Annotated in this window: 20 protein-coding genes; 7 read left to right on the forward strand and 13 right to left on the reverse strand. The window is 62.2% G+C overall.

The window, feature by feature from the left end:
• Nucleotides 1–59 precede the first annotated feature (59 nt).
• The 5 genes from phnE to IF189_RS13955 form a co-directional block, all read right to left on the reverse strand.
• Entirely contained in the window at nt 60–827 is a 768-nt protein-coding gene (phnE, locus tag IF189_RS13935) for a phosphonate ABC transporter, permease protein PhnE (protein ID WP_192553520.1), read from the reverse strand.
• Nucleotides 824–1,651, reverse strand: a complete 828-nt coding sequence (locus IF189_RS13940; RefSeq protein ID WP_192553521.1) for a PhnE/PtxC family ABC transporter permease — start codon at nt 1,649–1,651, stop codon at nt 824–826. The genes phnE and IF189_RS13940 overlap by 4 nt, the downstream gene beginning before the upstream one ends.
• On the reverse strand, nt 1,645–2,442 hold the full coding sequence (locus IF189_RS13945; protein WP_192553522.1) for a phosphonate ABC transporter ATP-binding protein: 798 nt from the start codon (nt 2,440–2,442) through the stop codon (nt 1,645–1,647). The genes IF189_RS13940 and IF189_RS13945 overlap by 7 nt, the downstream gene beginning before the upstream one ends.
• A complete protein-coding gene (locus IF189_RS13950; protein ID WP_085709856.1) occupies nt 2,439–3,299 on the reverse strand; it encodes a putative selenate ABC transporter substrate-binding protein in 861 nt (286 codons plus the stop codon). The genes IF189_RS13945 and IF189_RS13950 overlap by 4 nt, the downstream gene beginning before the upstream one ends.
• Nucleotides 3,300–3,399: 100 nt before the next feature.
• On the reverse strand, nt 3,400–4,296 hold the full coding sequence (locus IF189_RS13955) for a LysR family transcriptional regulator (RefSeq protein ID WP_192553523.1): 897 nt from the start codon (nt 4,294–4,296) through the stop codon (nt 3,400–3,402).
• Nucleotides 4,297–4,461: 165 nt separating this feature from the next.
• Between IF189_RS13955 and IF189_RS13960 the strand changes: the two genes are divergently transcribed.
• Entirely contained in the window at nt 4,462–5,211 is a 750-nt protein-coding gene (locus tag IF189_RS13960; protein ID WP_192553524.1) for an SDR family NAD(P)-dependent oxidoreductase, read from the forward strand.
• Nucleotides 5,212–5,221: 10 nt separating this feature from the next.
• On the opposite strand, the gene IF189_RS13965 is transcribed toward IF189_RS13960, so the two are convergent.
• Together IF189_RS13965 and IF189_RS13970 are read right to left on the reverse strand one after the other, a co-directional pair.
• The gene (locus IF189_RS13965; protein WP_085709859.1) at nt 5,222–5,893 is read right to left on the reverse strand and encodes a paraquat-inducible protein A; all 672 of its coding nucleotides are present in this window, start codon (nt 5,891–5,893) and stop codon (nt 5,222–5,224) included.
• Nucleotides 5,890–6,486, reverse strand: a complete 597-nt coding sequence (locus tag IF189_RS13970; RefSeq protein ID WP_134826832.1) for a paraquat-inducible protein A — start codon at nt 6,484–6,486, stop codon at nt 5,890–5,892. The genes IF189_RS13965 and IF189_RS13970 overlap by 4 nt, the downstream gene beginning before the upstream one ends.
• Before the next feature lie 166 nt (nt 6,487–6,652).
• Here IF189_RS13970 and IF189_RS13975 point away from each other — a divergent pair, with 166 nt between their 5' ends.
• Entirely contained in the window at nt 6,653–7,339 is a 687-nt protein-coding gene (locus tag IF189_RS13975) for an alpha/beta hydrolase (RefSeq protein WP_134826833.1), read from the forward strand.
• Between the two features lie 23 nt (nt 7,340–7,362).
• Here the strand turns inward: IF189_RS13975 and gstA are convergent, their stop codons facing one another.
• Nucleotides 7,363–7,974, reverse strand: a complete 612-nt coding sequence (gene gstA, locus IF189_RS13980) for a glutathione transferase GstA (RefSeq protein ID WP_134826834.1) — start codon at nt 7,972–7,974, stop codon at nt 7,363–7,365.
• Between the two features lie 107 nt (nt 7,975–8,081).
• Between gstA and IF189_RS13985 the strand changes: the two genes are divergently transcribed.
• Nucleotides 8,082–8,978: a transcriptional regulator GcvA gene (locus IF189_RS13985; protein WP_192553525.1), complete on the forward strand. Its 897-nt coding sequence runs from the start codon at nt 8,082–8,084 to the stop codon at nt 8,976–8,978.
• A 122-nt stretch (nt 8,979–9,100) separates the two neighbouring features.
• Nucleotides 9,101–9,526 (forward strand): cupin domain-containing protein, encoded by a 426-nt coding sequence (locus IF189_RS13990; protein WP_134826836.1) that lies wholly within the window; start codon nt 9,101–9,103, stop codon nt 9,524–9,526.
• A 98-nt stretch (nt 9,527–9,624) separates the two neighbouring features.
• On the opposite strand, the gene IF189_RS13995 is transcribed toward IF189_RS13990, so the two are convergent.
• A complete protein-coding gene (locus IF189_RS13995; RefSeq protein ID WP_167748760.1) occupies nt 9,625–9,786 on the reverse strand; it encodes a hypothetical protein in 162 nt (53 codons plus the stop codon).
• A 185-nt stretch (nt 9,787–9,971) separates the two neighbouring features.
• On the opposite strand from IF189_RS13995, the gene IF189_RS14000 reads away from it, so the two are divergent.
• Together IF189_RS14000 and IF189_RS14005 are read left to right on the forward strand one after the other, a co-directional pair.
• On the forward strand, nt 9,972–10,430 hold the full coding sequence (locus tag IF189_RS14000) for a GNAT family N-acetyltransferase (protein ID WP_134826837.1): 459 nt from the start codon (nt 9,972–9,974) through the stop codon (nt 10,428–10,430).
• Nucleotides 10,431–10,538: 108 nt separating this feature from the next.
• On the forward strand, nt 10,539–11,969 hold the full coding sequence (locus IF189_RS14005) for an amino acid permease (RefSeq protein ID WP_134826838.1): 1,431 nt from the start codon (nt 10,539–10,541) through the stop codon (nt 11,967–11,969).
• Between the two features lie 13 nt (nt 11,970–11,982).
• Here the strand turns inward: IF189_RS14005 and IF189_RS14010 are convergent, their stop codons facing one another.
• On the reverse strand, nt 11,983–12,402 hold the full coding sequence (locus IF189_RS14010) for an organic hydroperoxide resistance protein (RefSeq protein ID WP_065258996.1): 420 nt from the start codon (nt 12,400–12,402) through the stop codon (nt 11,983–11,985).
• Nucleotides 12,403–12,527: 125 nt separating this feature from the next.
• Nucleotides 12,528–13,145: a LysE family translocator gene (locus tag IF189_RS14015; protein WP_134826842.1), complete on the reverse strand. Its 618-nt coding sequence runs from the start codon at nt 13,143–13,145 to the stop codon at nt 12,528–12,530.
• Between the two features lie 66 nt (nt 13,146–13,211).
• On the opposite strand from IF189_RS14015, the gene IF189_RS14020 reads away from it, so the two are divergent.
• Nucleotides 13,212–14,129 carry a LysR family transcriptional regulator gene (locus tag IF189_RS14020; protein ID WP_192553526.1) on the forward strand — a complete coding sequence of 306 codons (918 nt, stop codon included), beginning with the start codon at nt 13,212–13,214 and terminating at the stop codon, nt 14,127–14,129.
• A 13-nt stretch (nt 14,130–14,142) separates the two neighbouring features.
• On the opposite strand, the gene IF189_RS14025 is transcribed toward IF189_RS14020, so the two are convergent.
• Nucleotides 14,143–15,516, reverse strand: a complete 1,374-nt coding sequence (locus IF189_RS14025) for a sensor histidine kinase (protein WP_192553527.1) — start codon at nt 15,514–15,516, stop codon at nt 14,143–14,145.
• Nucleotides 15,494–16,186 carry a response regulator transcription factor gene (locus tag IF189_RS14030; RefSeq protein ID WP_119430041.1) on the reverse strand — a complete coding sequence of 231 codons (693 nt, stop codon included), beginning with the start codon at nt 16,184–16,186 and terminating at the stop codon, nt 15,494–15,496. The genes IF189_RS14025 and IF189_RS14030 overlap by 23 nt, the downstream gene beginning before the upstream one ends.
• Nucleotides 16,187–16,274: the final 88 nt, after the last annotated feature.

Genomic DNA, 16,274 nt, shown 5'->3' on the forward strand with positions numbered 1-16,274 from the left:
TTGGGGTTTCCTACGTCTCCCCAAGGTTTCGGGTGACGCCGTTCCAGCAGTGTTCAAACCTACGCCTTAACCCACCGCCCCCGACTCCACGCACTCAACGAATCCACCCCAAGTACCAACCCCAACATCGCCAAAATCACCGTCCCCGCCTGCGCCTCCTGAAACAGACTCAAGCTCACATACAACATCTGCCCCAGCCCCCCAGCGCCGACAAACCCCAGCACGCTGGCCATCCGGATGTTGTTCTCCCACCGATACAAACAATACGCCAGCAACTGCGGCGCGAGGTTCGGCAGGGTCCCGTAACAGAACGCCACAACCGGATTCCCCCCTTGCAGCCGAATCGCTTCCGCCGGTTCCGGCGGCGTGTTTTCCAGTGCCTCAGCAAACAACCGCCCAAGCACCCCGGTGGTATGCAGTGCCAGGGCCAAGGTGCCGGCGTTAGGCCCAAGGCCAGCTGCAAACACCATCAACGCAGCCCACACCAATTCAGGAATGGCGCGCAGGCCGTTGAGCAGCAGGCGGGCGGCGCTCTGAAAAAACCAGCCAAAGCGCCCGGCGGCCGGGAGTGCCAACAGCAGTCCCAAGACGGCGGCGAGGAGGGTGCCGAGGGCGGACATGGCGAGGGTTTCCATGGCGCCGTGGAGGATGGCGTTGAGGTAACCGGCGCTGAAGTCGGGGCTCAGGAAGCGGCCAACGTACGAGCCCATTTGTTTCAGGCTGGTGGCGCTGCCGAGTTCTTCGAGGTCGAGGCCCAGGTAGGCGAACGAGGCGATGACGGCGAAGACGATGGCGAGGATCAGCGCCGTATTGATCAGGCGCTTCATGTCAGTCTCCAGCGCAGCAGGCGGCTGAGTTGGTCGGCGCCGAGCACCAGCAGGAGGAAGGTCAGCAGCATGCTGGCGACTTCGCCGCCGGCGAACATGCGGATCGACAGGTCGATCTGTTGGCCGAGGCCGCCGGCGCCGACGAAGCCCATCACTACCGAGGCGCGGATCGCGCATTCCCAGCGGTACACGGTGTAGGAGAGCAGTTCCGCCGCGACGTTGGGCAGCACGCCGTAGGCGAAACTGGCCAGGCGTCCGCTGCCGGCCTGGAGCAGAGCGTGGGCCGGGCGCTGGTCGGTGGATTCGAAGATTTCCGCGTAGACCTTGCCGAGCATGCCGCTGTAGGTGATGGCGATCGCCAGCACGCCCGCCGCCGGGCCGAGGCCGACGGCGCGCACGAACAGCAGCGCCCAGACGATTTCCGGCACGCTGCGCAGGAAGATCAGCAATCCGCGCACGGGCCAGCGCAGCAACCGGCCCAACAGGTTTGGGCGGCCGCCGTGGGACGCGGCGGACAGTGACAAGGCGCGGCTGGCGAGCAAACTGGCCGGCACCGCCAATATCAGTGCCAACGCCATGCCGGCGGTGGCGATGGCCAGGGTTTGCAGGGTGGCTTTGAGCAGCAGTTGCAGAAAGTCCCGGTCATGGGCCGGCGGCCAGAAGGTCGAGACGAAGCGGCCCATTTCGCTCTGGCTGTCGGCGTGCAGCAACACGCCGAGGTCGAGTTCGCTGAGCTGAATCCCCGGCCACAGCAGGGCAATCGCCAGCAGTGTCAGCAACAGGCGTGGCAGTGCGGCGGGGTCGCGGGTGTCGGCGCTCAGCATCGTGGAATCTGCACAATCAGCGGCGTCAGGGCCGGCGCCGGGGATTGCAGTTGTTCGTTGGCGTACAGGCTGTCGAGCATGTCGTGGCTGACTTGATCGGACGGGCAATCGAACAGGATCTGTCCCTCGCGCAAACCGATGATGCGCGGGAAGTGCGCCAGCGCCAGATCCACCGCATGCAGGCTCGCCACCAGCGTGACGTTGTGCTCTTGGGCATGGCGCGACAGCACCGTCAGGGTGTGCCCGGCGAGGACCGGGTCCATGGCGGACACCGGTTCGTCCGCCAGCAATACCTCCGGCGCCTGATACAGCACGCGGGCGATGCCGACCCGCTGCAATTGGCCGCCGGAGAGTTGCTGGCACTGGCTGAAGAGTTTGTCCGCCAGATCCAGCCGCGCCAACGCGGCGCGTGCGCCGGGAATGTCCAGTGGATGCAGCAGGTTGATGAGGCTTTTGCCCAGGCTCCATTGCCCGAGTTTGCCGGCCAGCACCGCCGTCACCACCCGTTGCCGGGGCGGCAGGGGCGGTGCCTGATGCACCAGGCCGATTTTTGCGCGCAGGTGTTGGCGTTGGCGGGCGGACAAGTGCCAGGCCCGCTGGCCCAGCACCTCGATGTCGCCGCGGCTCGGCCGAATGGCGGTGGCCAGCAGGTTGAGCAGGCTGGATTTACCGGCGCCGGACGGGCCGATGATCGCCACCTGCTCGCCGCTGTTGATCTGCAAATCCACACCACGCAGGGCTTCGACGCCGTTGGCGTGGTGCAGAAAGACTTGCTTGAGGCTCAGGGTCATTTCAGCAGTTCGGCGGCGCGGGCGGCTTCCTCGATGCCTTTGTAGTTGTCCGGGCTGGTTTCGATAAAGCGGCTGGCGGCCTGCAGGTCGAGGATTTTCTTCTGCTCGGGGTTGGCCGGGTCGAGGGCGAGGAAGGCTTTTTTGATTTTCGCCGCCAGCGCCGGGTCGAGGGTGCCGCGCACGGTCCAGTTGTAATCGAAGTAGGCCGGGGTGGTGGCGAAGACCTTGACCTTGTTGGTGTCGACCTTGCCGGCGTCCACCAGTTTCTGCCAGACGCTGGCGTTCAGCACACCGGCATCGACCTTGCCGGCCTGCACCCAGGCGACGGTGGCGTCGTGGGCACCGGAGTAGCCGACGCGGCTGAAATAGGTTTCCGGTTTGATGCCGTCCTTGAGCATGAAGTAGCGCGGCATCAGGCTGCCGGAGGTCGACGATACCGAACCGAAGGCGAAGGTCTTGCCCTTGAGGTCGGTGAGGCTTTTCACGTTCGGGTCGGCGGTGATGAATTTGCTGGTGAACTGCGCGTCCTGCTCGCGCTGCACCAACGGAATCACCGGGGTGGTGGCATCGGTTTTCAGCCGTGCCTGGACGAAGGTGAAACCGCCCAGCCACGCCATGTCGAGGCGGTCGGTGGCCAGGGCTTCAACCACGGCCGGGTAGTCGGCCACGGGAACGAATTGCACTTTCATGCCCAATTGCTGCTCCAGATAAGCCCCCAGTGGTTCGAACTTGCGCAGCAGTTCGGTCGGGGCCTCGTCGGGAATCGCGCTGACTTTCAACACGTCTGCGGCCTGGGCCAGCAGGGTGGAAAAGGACAGGGCCAGACCTGCAGTCAGTGCCAGGGTGCGTTTGAGCATGGGAATCTCCGTTTCATGGGCGTCAGGATCGGTGCGTAGCCTGCGGAAAAACGTCGGCGGCTGCAACGTCAGGTTAGACGAATCGGCGCGACAGCGAGGCTCAGTCCACCTGCGCGAAGCGCTCCACCAGCCAGTCGATGAACACCCGCACGCGGTTGCTCAGGTGCCGGTTCGGCGGATACAGCAGGTGGAACGGGTACGCCGGCTGGCGCCAGTCGGTGAGGATCGGCACCAGTTCACCGCGCTCGATGGCCGCCCTGACTGTGTAGCTGAATGTGTGAATGATCCCCAGCCCCGCCAACCCGGCCGCCAGATGCGCGTTGCTTTCGTTGACGCTGACCAGGCCTTTGCCTTCGATTTGATGGCGTTCGCCGTTGCGCTGGAAGTTCGACGGCAGGATGCGCCCGGTGGAGGCCGAGCGATAGGCGATCATTTGATGCCGGGCCAGCTCCAGCGGATGCATCGGCGTGCCGTGACGCTGCAAATAGTCGGGGGTGGCGCAGGTGGTCCAGGACACCTCGCCCAAGCGGCGCACGGCCAGAGCCTGCTCGGTCAGCGGGCCGCCGCGAATCACGCAGTCGACGCGCTCGCTGATCAAGTCCACCGGGCGGTCGCTGACGCCCAGATCGACCTGAATGTCCGGATAGCGCTCGAAAAACTTCGGCAGCTCGGGAATCACCAGCATGGTCGCGGTGGAGCCGCCGATGTCCACGCGAATCCGGCCACGTGGCAAGCCCTGGGCCTGGCTGAAACCCTGATCGATGTCGTCCAGTTGATGCAGCAGTTGCTGGGTCAACTGGTAGTAGGAGGCGCCGTCGGCGGTGACGGTCAGGCGCCGGGTGGTGCGTTGCAGCAGGCGCACACCGAGGTGGCTTTCCAGTTGCCCGATCAGTTTGCTGACCGTGGTTTTCGGCTGGTTCAACGAGTCGGCGGCTTTGGTGAACGAGCCGCTTTCCACGACGCGGGCGAACACGCGGATCGCCAGTAACTGATTCATCGGGCTGCACTCAAGGATCGAAGACAGGGCTGAGTATTGTGCATATCTGTGCACAAACAAAACCGATTTTGCGGATTTTTCAAATCAATCCATCGGCCTAAAGTCGCTTCCAACGGCTCACCTACGACCCGTCACCTTCCTTGAAACGGTTATTGGAGACACATCATGAGCAACAGACTTGAAGGCAAAATCGCACTGATCACTGGCGGCACCACCGGCATCGGCCTGGCTTCGGCGCAGGAGTTCGTCGCCCAGGGCGCCATGGTATTCATCACCGGCCGTCGTCAGGCCGAACTGGACAAAGCCGTCGCCGCCATCGGCCCTCGTGCCATCGGCATTCAGGGCGACGTGGCAAAACTGGACGATCTGGACCGCATCTACCGCGAAATCGCCGAGAAGGCCGGGCACCTCGACATTCTGTTTGCCAATGCCGGGGGCGGTGACATGCTGCCGCTGGGTTCGATCACCGAAGAACACTTCGACCGGATTTTCGACGCCAACGTGAAGGGCACGCTGTTCACCGTGCAGAAGGCGCTGCCGCTGCTGCGCGATGGCGCTTCGATTCTGCTGACTTCATCGACCACCTCGGTACAAGGCACGGAAAACTTCAGCGTCTACAGCGCGAGCAAAGCCGCCGTACGCAACTTCGCCCGGTCGTGGCTGCTGGACTTGAAACCTCGGCGCATCCGCGTCAACGCCATCAGCCCCGGCCCGGTGCGTACGCCAGGTCTGGCAGGGCTGGTTCCGGCGGAACACGCGCAAGGGCTGTTCGATCAACTGGCGTCGGTGGTGCCGATCGGGCGTCTGGGCGAGCCGAGCGAGATTGCCAAGGCTGCGTTGTTCCTCGCTTCGGATGACAGCAGCTTCGTCAATGGCATCGAGCTGTTCGTCGACGGCGGCACCGCACAGATCTGATTGAAATCCATCAATGCCCCGGCACTTGTTCGTTCGAGTGCCGGGGCTCGTCTGTTTCATCGGTTTCTTCGGCCGGCGCCTTGTCCCAGATCAGGCGCGGGTCGAAGCTCATGGCCGAGAGCATGGTGAACACCACCACCAGCCCGAAAAACAGAATCCCCGGTCGCGGCTCGATATCCCCCAGCGCCTGAAACTTCACCAGCGCCGCCACCAGTGCGACCACCAGCACGTCGAGCATCGACCAATAGCCGATCAACTCGACGAAGCGGTACAGCTTCGAACGTTCCCGGCGCGCCCAGTGGCTGTCCCGTTGCACGGTGACCAGCAGCAGCGTCAGCGCAATGAACTTGATCCCCGGCACCGCGATGCTGGCGATGAAGATGATCAGCGCAATGTCCCACGCGCCGTGCTCCCAGAACTCCAGCACCCCACTCATGATCGTACTGTCGGCGCCGTTGCCGAGCAGGGTGGTGTTCATCACCGGCAGCAGATTCGCCGGCACGTAAAACGCCAGGGCGGCGAACATGTAGGCCCAGGTGCGGGCCAGCGAGTTGGTCTTGCGCCGGTGCAGCGGCGCATCGCAGCGCGGGCACTGGTGCGGCTCATCGGTCATGTCGCAGGCCAGTCCGCAGCTGTGGCACAGGCAGAGGTTGAGTTCGCTGGCGGTCGGTGGTCGTTTCACAGGATGTCCCACAAATCACGTATGTCGCGTCCGGCGACGCGGATCAGCAACAGGCTGAGCACGGCCAGCGCAAACAGGCCGATGCCGGGAATCACATCGAGCATGCCCGCCAGTTTGAACACCGCCACCATCGCCCCGAGCAGGCAGACTTCGAGCATGCTCCACGGCCGCAGCGCTTCCAGCCAGCGCATGCACAGTTTGAAGGCCGGCGAGCGGCTCGAGGCGAGGGCGAAGCTCAATACCCAGATGAGTAAAACCAATTGAAAGGCCGGGGCGATGATGATCGAGATCGCCGCGACCATGGCCATGAAGGTGATCGGCCCCTGACTCAGGGCCAGCACCGAATCCCACAGGGTCGCGCTGTTTTTCAGGCCCTTCATGCTGATGCTCATCACCGGGTAGAAATTGGCGAACAGCCACAGCATCGCGGCAGTGAAACTCAGGGCCAGACGCTGCTCCACGCTCAGGTTGTTGTGGCGCTGGAGCACGCCGCCACAGCGGGCGCAGAGGGATTTCTGGTAGCGGGCGAGCGTGGCTTTTTCGTACACGCAGTCGCAATGCTCGCAGATGATCAGGTGATCAGTCGTGGCCATGGGGCGCTCGAGGGGAGGAGGGCTTGAACCTTCTTCAATATAGGCGCGTTGGGGCATCCGACAACTGTCACATCCCGAAATGCACCTTTGGTCTGCCGGCCCGCCGGGTTTGTGGAAGCGTTCCATACTCCTTGGCGCCGAATTCATTACGAGCAGGAGCAGGGCCATGAGTGAAAAACCGACGATTGTGCTGGTACACGGGTTCTGGGGCGGGGCCGCGCATTGGGGCAAGGTGATTGTCGAACTGTCGCGCAAGGGCTACCGCGCGATTCAGGCGGTGGAGATGCCGCTGACGTCGCTGGCCGACGATGCCGAGCGCACGCGAAAAATGGTCGCTCAAATCAGCGGGCCAGTGCTGCTGGTCGGGCATTCCTACGGCGGGGCGGTGATCACCCAGGCCGGCAATCAACCGAATGTGACGGGGCTGGTGTACATCGCCGCGTTCGCCCCGGATCAGGGCGAAAGCCCCGGCGGCATTACTCAGGAACATCTGCCCGCCGCCGCGCCGAATCTCGCCCCGGACAGTGACGGGTTCCTCTGGCTCAAGGCTGACAAGTTCCATGAAAGCTTTTGCCAGGACCTGCCGGCGGATGAAGCGCTGGTGATGGCCGTCACCCAGAAAGCGCCGCTGGCCAGTACCTTCGGCGATGTCATCAGTGATCCGGCATGGAAGCACAAACCGTCGTGGTATCAGATTTCCAGCCAGGACCACATGATCCACCTGGACAACCAGAAACGCATGTCGGCCCGGCTCAATGCGAAGAAAGTCATCACCCTCGACGCCAGCCACGCCTCGCTGGCCTCCCGCGCTGCCGAAGTCGCGGCGCTGATCGATGAGGCCGCAAAGGCCTGACAGCGACCACGCAACCGGGCGATTCACACCGATTGCGTGGCTTCCTCTTCCGCTATCGCAGCTATCACGCCGGGCCGCTCGGCGATACGCGTCATGTAGTTCGCCAGCGCTGGCCAGTCTTCGATGGCGATGCTGAAAGTCGGCAACCACTTCAATACCGTGAACAGATAGGCATCCGCCACGCCGAACACCTGCATCAGAAAGGGTTGGGTCGCAAGGATGCGGTTCAGGTAATCCAGTCGCTTGAACAGTTTGTGTTTGAAAACCGTTTTGCTGGATTCCGGGATTTCGCTGCTGAACAGCGGCGCGCTGCCGCCATGGATTTCCGAACTGATGAAGTTCAGGTGCTCTTGCAGGCGCGAGCGCTCCCAGGTGCCATTGGCCGGGGCCAGTCCTTGGGCGGGAGCAAGGTCGGCGAGGTATTGCAGAATCGCCGGGCCTTCGGTCAGCACCTCGCCGTTATCGAGCATCAGCGCGGCCACGTAGCCCTTCGGATTGATCTCGCGAAAGTCGCGGCCGTCGGCGGTGCGCTTGGTCTGGTTGTTGACCCGGATCAGCTCGAACGGCAGCGCCAGTTCTCGCAGCACAATGTGCGGGGCCAGCGAGCAGGTCATGGGGGCGAAGTACAGTTTCATGGGTTCTCCTTCAAGTGAGAGCCCAGAATCCGGGATTTTGGAGACGCTTCGCAAAGGACATCTGCGGTGCTAGCGTATGACAAAATCTCATGGACTGAAGAAACCCCATGCTCACCCGATTACCGTCGCTCAACGGATTGCGCGCCTTCGAATGCGCGGCCCGCCACCTGAGTTTCACCCGCGCCGCCGAAGAGCTGAACGTCACGCAAACCGCGATCAGCCATCAGATCCGCCGCCTCGAAGATGAACTGGGCGTGCGCCTGTTCATGCGCTTGAAGGACGGTTTGGCGCTCACGGAAGAGGGCAGCGCTTATTTTCCCGGTGTTCGTTCGGCGTTTATGGAACTGCGCCATTCGACCGAGCGTTTGCTGGAGGCGAACAACCACAGCGTCCTGACTATCAGCACTCTGGTGTCGGTGGCCTCGAAATGGCTGTTGCCGCGCCTGCCGTCCTTTCGCGAGGCGTTTCCCGAGATCGATGTGCGCATCAGCGCATCCACCGAGCTGGTGGACTTTCGCAAGGGTGGCATCGATGCGGCGATCCGCTACGGCAACGGAAACTGGCCGGGACTGCGCGCCGACTGGCTGATGGCCGACGAGATATTCCCGGTGTGCAGCCCGCGTTTGCTCACCGGGCCGGATCCGATCAAAGCGCCGGCCGATCTGGCCCGGCACACTTTGCTGCACGTCAGCGGGCAGACCGACGATGACTGGAGCGCCTGGCTGAATGCCGCAGGTCAATCGCCACCATCGGCCAAAGGCCCGCGCCTGACCTTCGATCTGGCCATGATGGCGGTGCAGTCGGCGATTGACGGGCAGGGCGTGTGCATCGGGCGGTCGACCTACGTCGAGGACGATTTACGCGCCGGGCGGTTGGTAGCGCCGTTCGATTTGCGGCTCAAGTCCGACGCGGGTTTCTACTTCGTCACGCCCCATGAAAACGCCGGCTCGAAAAAGATCGCCGCCTTCAGGCAGTGGCTGTCGCAGGTGGTGAGAGTTGTATGAGCGTGTATCAATCCCGCCCTGGTACACAGTGAGCTAACAAGCGCCGATATCGGGACACATTCCCGGTACATGCCCTCTTCAAAGTAGAGGCGTCACTTCACTACTTCCAAGAGGGCAACACCATGCGCCGTACACTCCTGATGACCGCAGCCGCCGTACTGGTTTCAATGACCGGCCTGGCACACGCCGCCGATACTCAATCTGCTGCCCCGGCGAAGAGCTGGCAACAAGGCCTGAGCCGCACGGATCTGGTCCATCAGGACCTGGGCGCTGCGGATCGCGAAGTGATCCAGGCCCGGGTCGATTTCGAACCTGGCATCACTTCGCCTCGACATGCCCACCCTGGCGTTGAAGTTGCTTACGTCATCAGCGGCACCTTCGAATACCAGCTCGAAGGCCGGGCGCCGGTGACGCTGAAGGCCGGCGATTCGCTGTTCATCCCGGAAGGTGTGGCGCACATTGCGAAGAACGTCGGTAATGACAAGGGCTCGGAACTGGCGACTTACATCGTCAAGAAGGGCGAGCCGTTGCTGATCCTCAAGCAATAACTCTCCGGGCACTGAAAAGGCCTGCCAATGTGGCAGGCCTTTTTGTTGTCGGCGGATTCAACGCAGGCTGATGCCGCCCGATTCAAACTGAAAGAACTTCAGCGCGCATCCACCTCTTTTACAACCCCGGTCGATGCCCTTTGCTTGCGCCGCTTGAGCCAGCTGAAAAACGCATGCACCGGATGCAAAACAGCCGTCAGCACGCCCATCAGCAGGATGATGAAAAGGATGATCAGCGGGATGCTTTCGTGCGAGAACATGGTGGGTTACTCCTGTAGTCACTATGTTGGAACCCGCAGACTAGACGCATCCGGCGAGGTTTTTGGTGAACGTATGTTCATCCTCGGGCGCTTCGATTGTGCTACGGGCAGGTGATGCATTTGCTCAAGGATCGTCATCCATCGCATGCTGAGCGCCTCAATCACCATCACTGAAGAGGCTCACCTTGCAGACTCTCCGCCGCGCCCGACCCGAAGACGCTGCGCCCATCGCCGCACTGGTCGATGAGGCCTACAGCCCTTACATCCCGCGCATCGGCCGCAAACCCGCGCCCATGCTCGACGACTACGAGCAAGTGCTGCGCGAAACCGATACGTTCGTGCTGACCGACAACGATGAAATCCTCGGTGTGCTGGTGATGAGTCAGGAAGGCAAGGAGCTGCTGCTGATCAACGTCGCGGTATCGCCTCGGCACAAGGGCAAGGGCCTCGGCAAAGTATTGATGACCTTCTGCGAAACCCATGCACGGAGCCTCGGTTGTGATGCGGTGCGGCTGTACACCCACGAGCGGATGAGCGAGAACGTGGCCATCTATGAAAAGCTCGGTTTTGTGGAAACCCATCGCGCTACCGAGGACGGATTTGCCCGGGTTTTCATGCGCAAGACACTTGCCGGTTCTCGCTGACCGTCATCCGGGCATGTCGAAATCAGGCATCGGCATGCCGCACCCGGGCTATTTGCGTTCAACTTCAGCCACGTAAGGTGAGGCGTCCATCAGAGAACAACAAAAACAATGAACAGCCTGAATTCGAAGGAATCGAGCGGTCAACTGGCGCAGGGGTTCAAGCCTCGCCACGTGACCATGTTGTCAATTGCAGGAATCATCGGCGCGGGGTTGTTTGTCGGATCCGGGCACGCCATCGCGGCGGCGGGGCCGGCGGTGTTGCTGGCCTATCTGTTTTCCGGCCTGTTGGTGGTGCTGGTCATGCGCATGCTGGGGGAAATGGCGGTGGCCCGACCGGACACCGGATCGTTCTCCACCTACGCCGATCAGGCCATCGGCCGCTGGGCCGGCTTCACCATTGGCTGGCTCTACTGGTGGTTCTGGGTGCTGGTCATTCCCATCGAGGCGCTGGCCGCCGGGCATGTCTTGAATCAGTGGTTTCCCCAGGTCGATGCGTGGCTGTTTGCGCTGGTGTCGATCATTCTGCTGGTAATCACCAATCTGTTCAGTGTCTCCAAATACGGAGAGTTCGAATTCTGGTTCGCCATGGCCAAGGTCGTGGCGATCATCGGCTTCATCGGCGTGGGTTTTGCCGTGCTGATGGGCTGGATTCCCGAACGTGAAGCCAGCGGCCTCAGCCGCTTGATGGAAGAACATGGCGGGTTCGCCCCCAATGGCTTGTCGGCAGTGGTCGGCGCCTTCATCACCATCATGTTCAGTTTCATCGGCACCGAGGCGGTGACCATCGCCGCCGCCGAATCGGACAATCCGGCACAGAACATCGCCAAAGCTACGCGCTCAGTGATCTGGCGCATCGGCGTGTTCTATCTGCTGTCGATCTTCGTGGTGATTTCCGTGGTGCCGTGGAACGACCCGCTGCTGGCGTCCGTCGGTTCCTATCAGCGCGCACTGGAGTTGATGAACGTTCCCCACGCCAAATTCATGGTCGATGTGGTGGTGTTGATCGCCGTGGCCAGTTGCATGAACTCGTCGATCTATATCGCTTCGCGCATGCTGTTTTCACTGGGGCTGCGCGGCGATGCACCGCACGCGTTGAAAGTGACTTCCGGCGCAGGCGTGCCGAGGGCGGCGGTGATTGCCAGCAGCGTCATCGGCGCCGGGGTGACGCTGCTCAGCTACTTCATGCCTGCCGGCCTGTTCCAGTTCCTGCTCGCCAGTTCCGGTGCCATTGCGTTGCTGGTGTACCTGGTGATCGCGGTTTCCCAGCTGCGCATGCGCCGGATGCTGTTGCGACAGAATGTCGAGCTGACCTTTCGTATGTGGCTGTTTCCGTGGCTGACCTATCTGGTGATGGCATTCATCTGCGCCGCGCTCGCGGTGATGATGCTGACGCCGGAACATCGTCTGGAAGTGACATCGACCATTGGCCTGGCGCTGGCCATTTCCTTTATCGGGCTGGTGACCACGCGTCAGCATGGGCAGGCGAGCGCGTCTGTTCCGGTCAAACAAAACGCCCGAGGCAGTGCCTCGGGCGTGTAGGGAGGATCGGGATTCAGATCAGCCGCAGGGTCACGTCGATGTTGCCGCGCGTAGCCTTGGAGTAAGGGCAGGTCTGGTGCGCGGCTTCCATCAGCGACTGAGCGACCGAAGGCTCCAGCCCCGGCAGGCTGACATTCAAGCGTGCCTGCAGGAAAAACGCGTCGCCGGTCTTGCCCAGATCGATTTCGGTCTCCACCGCCACATCCGCCGGCAGCCTGATCTTCAGCGCAGCCGCCGCTTTGCCCATGGCGCCGATGAAACAGGCCGACCAGCCGGCCGCCAGCAGTTGTTCCGGGTTGGTGCCACTGCCGTTGGAACCCGGTGGCGACAGCTTGACGTCCAGATTGCCGTCGGAACTGCGCGAAGCGCCATCGCGTCCGCCGGTGGTGCGGGTCTTGCCGGTGTACAGCACGGTGTCGATTTGATTGATCATGAGAAGGCCTGCCTGTGTGAGTGGTTGAGTCGGAGGGAAGGTTCCGATGGCCCACACTTTTGCATCGGCATGTACCGGGGATGTGTCATGAAACGGGGGTTATGTATCGCTGTGTAGCAATGCGTTCAGCCTGATCGCTGAGACAGCGTCAGCAGAACCCCGAAGCCCACGAGCAGGCCGCCGAACGCCCGGTCAATCCACTGCCGTGCCGCCAGCAGTTTCTCCCGCACCCGCCCGGCCGAGAAACACAGCGCCACCAGGCTAAACCACAGCACATGCGCCCCGGCAATGAACACCCCGTAGGCCATTTGTACCGGCAGGCCGGTGTCCGGCCGGACGACGCCCATGAACAGGCTGACGATGAAAATCGAGGTTTTGGGGTTCAACGCATTGGTGAGAAAACCTGAACGCAACGCGGCCAGGTCCGACAGGGCAGGTGACGCAGCATCCGGCTGCTGAACGTCAGGTGTGGAGCGAAGCATATTGATGCCCAGATAAACCAGATACGCAGCCCCCGCCAGTTTCAGTGCATTGAACAACCAGGGCGATTGTTGAAGCACCAATCCGAGCCCGAGCAGGGTGTAGCCGACATGCACCAGCACTCCAAGACCAATGCCCATCGCGGTGAGTACGCCTGCGCGTCGAGAGAGCAGCAAGCCGTTGCGCGAGACCAGGGCGAAGTCCGGTCCGGGGCTGATGCATGCCAGCAGGGTGATGGTGATTACGACTATCCATTCGCTCATGGTGGAACCTTGGGTGGGTTGGTGATAGAAAGCCATGCTTACAGATAGCGAACGCTGGAACTAACGATGATTTCTGAAGCAAATGGTGACTCTGACTCACCGTTTTCCGAGGGGCGTATGCCGTCTCTGCTGGCGCTGCGTTGCTTTGAATCCGCTGGCCGATTCGAGAATTTCGCCCGTGCGGCTGATGAGCTGCATCTGACACCCGGTGCCATCAGCCGGGCGGTGCGTCTGCTTGAAGAGGATCTGGGCGTTGACCTGTTCGAGCGGCGCCAGCGAAGGGTTTTCCTGACGGAGCCGGGCAGGCGACTGCTGAAAGCGGTGAGCGAAGGTTTGGGGGTGATGAACCAGGCCGTCCGCGAGATCCGCACTGAGGCGCGTCGTACGCGGCGGCTGGTCTTGTCCTGCGAACCCACGCTGTTGATGCGCTGGTTGATTCCGCGCTGGAGTGATTTCCAGAAACAACATCGCGGCCCGGACATTCATCTGGTGGCCGGCGGCGGTCCGTTTTCATTTGAACAGGGAATCGACCTGGCCATTCGCCGCGACGATTTCCCCCGGCCTCCGGGTTACCACGCCGAGCGCTTGTTTGCCGAGAAGGTCGGGCCAGTCTGCCGGCCGGACAAGGTCAGTGAGTGGTTCGATGAAAACGGCAAATGCCTGCGTGCCACGGCGCCTCTGCTGCAAACGAGCAGCCGACTCACGGCCTGGCAGGAGTGGGCCGCCGCAGCGGGCCAGTCGGTTCCTGCGACGCAGGGGCAGTCTTTCGAACACTTTTATTTCAGCATTCAAGCGGCTGTCGCGGGCCTGGGGGTGGCCATTGGTCCGTGGCATCTGGTCCGCGACGATATCGAAAGCGGGGTGTTGGCCGCACCGGCAGGCTTCGTTGAAGACGGCTCGCATTATTGCCTGCTGTCACCCACGCCTCCCAAACCGGGCAGTCTGGAACTGGATTTGCTGGAGTGGTTGCGGTCGGTAGGTTGAGGCCTGTCGGTTTTCAATGGCTGGTCGGTGTTGCCTTGCCCAGCAAATCAATCCGGCACCCCGGCGCCGCATCGTTCACCGTCACCCGCATGTCATGCAGGCGCGCGACCGCTGACACCATGCTCAAGCCCAACCCGTTGCCCGGCGTATGGCGGCTGGATTCGGCGCGGTACAACCGGCGCAACACCGCTTCGCGCTCGGCCGGGGGAATGCCGGGCCCGTTGTCGGTGACGCGGATTCCGACGTTGTCCTGATCGGCAATCACGCTCAGGCACACCTGGCTGTGGTCGGGCGAGAACTTGATGGCGTTGTCGAGCAGGTTGCACAGCGCGTCGAACAGCAGTTGTGCGTCGCCGGCCATGATCGCGGGGGCCTGACTGTTTTCGATGGTCAGGCTGATGCCGCGCTCTTCGGCCAGAGGTTCGTAGAGTTCAGCGGCATCGGCGCTGATCAGGTTCAGGTCCAGCGGCGCGAAGTGACTGCGCCGGGCGCTGTTTTCGATTTCCGAAATCCGCAGCAGGGCCTTGAAGGTCAGCAGCAAGGCCTTGGCCTCGGTAAGCGCCGCATCGATGCTCGCGGCGTATTGCGCTTCATCCAGGCCCCGGCGCTGGGTGCGTTCCAGGCCCGCGATCAGGCGCGTCAGCGGGGTGCGCAAGTCGTGGGCGATGTCGTCGCATACGCCTTTGACTTCACTCATCAAACGCTCCAGCTCATCGAGCATGCCGTTGACCACCGAGGCGAGGCGGTCGATGTCATCGTTGTTGCCCTTGACCGGCAAGCGTCCTTTCAAATCGCCCTCGATGATGCCCTTGATCGAGCGACTGACCTTGTCCAGCCTCCGGTGCGCCGAATAACCCAGCACCACGGCGCCGAGCAACCCCACCAGCAACAGCAGCAGGCCACCGGAAATCAGCGCATTGATCAGCAGTTCGTCGAATTCGCGGATGTCGTGGACATCCTGAGCGACCAGCAACGTTTTACCGTCCGCCAGTTTATGCACGATGAAGCGCACCGGCCGGTGATGGCCGTTGGACTTGAGCCAGCGAAACTCCTGCGGTTTGTCATAGGCGGAGAAGGGCGGCAGTTCTTTGATCACGCCGGCAATGAATTTGCCGTCGGCGTCGAACAGGCTGTGGGGCAGGCGCGCTTCGACATCCTGCAGGGCGTGTTTGCGGATTTCCTGCAATTGCAGTTCCGGCGGCTGGGAGCTGCGGTTTTCCACTTGTCGATACAGGGCCGTGTCGGCTTCGGTCTTCAGGTAGAACGCGGTCTGCCAGTAGACGTAACCGAACAACGCCAGAAACGAGCAGCCGAACAGCCCGAGGAACAGCAACGCCGTGCGAAAACTGATGGTGCGCGGGATTTCACTCAGGTGAACGGAGGACATACCCGGCTCCACGAATGGTATGGATCATCGGCGGCTCGCCGTCGCCGTCGACCTTGCGGCGCAGGCGGCTCATGTGAACTTCGATCACGTTGGTGCGTTCGTCATAGCTGTAATTCCACACCGCTTCGAACAGCATGGTGCGGGTCACCACCTGATCGGCGTGGCGCACCAGATGTTCGAGCAGCGCGTATTCCCGGGGCACCAGATCGATGGTGCGCTCGCCACGGCGTACGGTACGGCTCAGCAGATCGACGTCCAGGTTACCGACCTTCAGACGGGTTTCCTGAGTCACGGCCACCGGTTCCGCCCGACGCCGGTTCAAGGCGTCCAGGCGGGCGGTCAGCTCGATGAACTCGAAAGGTTTGGTCAGGTAGTCGTCGCCCCCGGCGCGCAAGCCGCGTACCCGTTCGTCCAGCGCACTCAGGGCGCTGAGAATCAGCACCGGGGTGTTCACGCTGGCGGCGCGCAACGCGGTGAGCACGCCCAGACCATCGAGGCCGCCGGGCAGCATGCGGTCGAGCACGATCAGGTCGAACGGCTCGCCGAGGGCTTTCAACAGGCCTTCACGGCCATTGTCGACGCTGCTCACGGTGAAACCGTGGTCAGTCAGCGCCGCTTCGATTTCGCGGCGGGTGGGCAAGTCGTCCTCGACGACCAGAACATGGGTCATGGCTTTGAACCACTCACATCATCAGGCAGAGATGGCATAGTGTGGCAAAGCCTGCGGTTGCGCCACGTTCCCGCCGGATAAATAAAAG

It is taken from the genome of Pseudomonas sp. IzPS59, assembly GCF_014863505.1.
GTDB classification, from domain to species: domain Bacteria; phylum Pseudomonadota; class Gammaproteobacteria; order Pseudomonadales; family Pseudomonadaceae; genus Aquipseudomonas; species Aquipseudomonas kribbensis.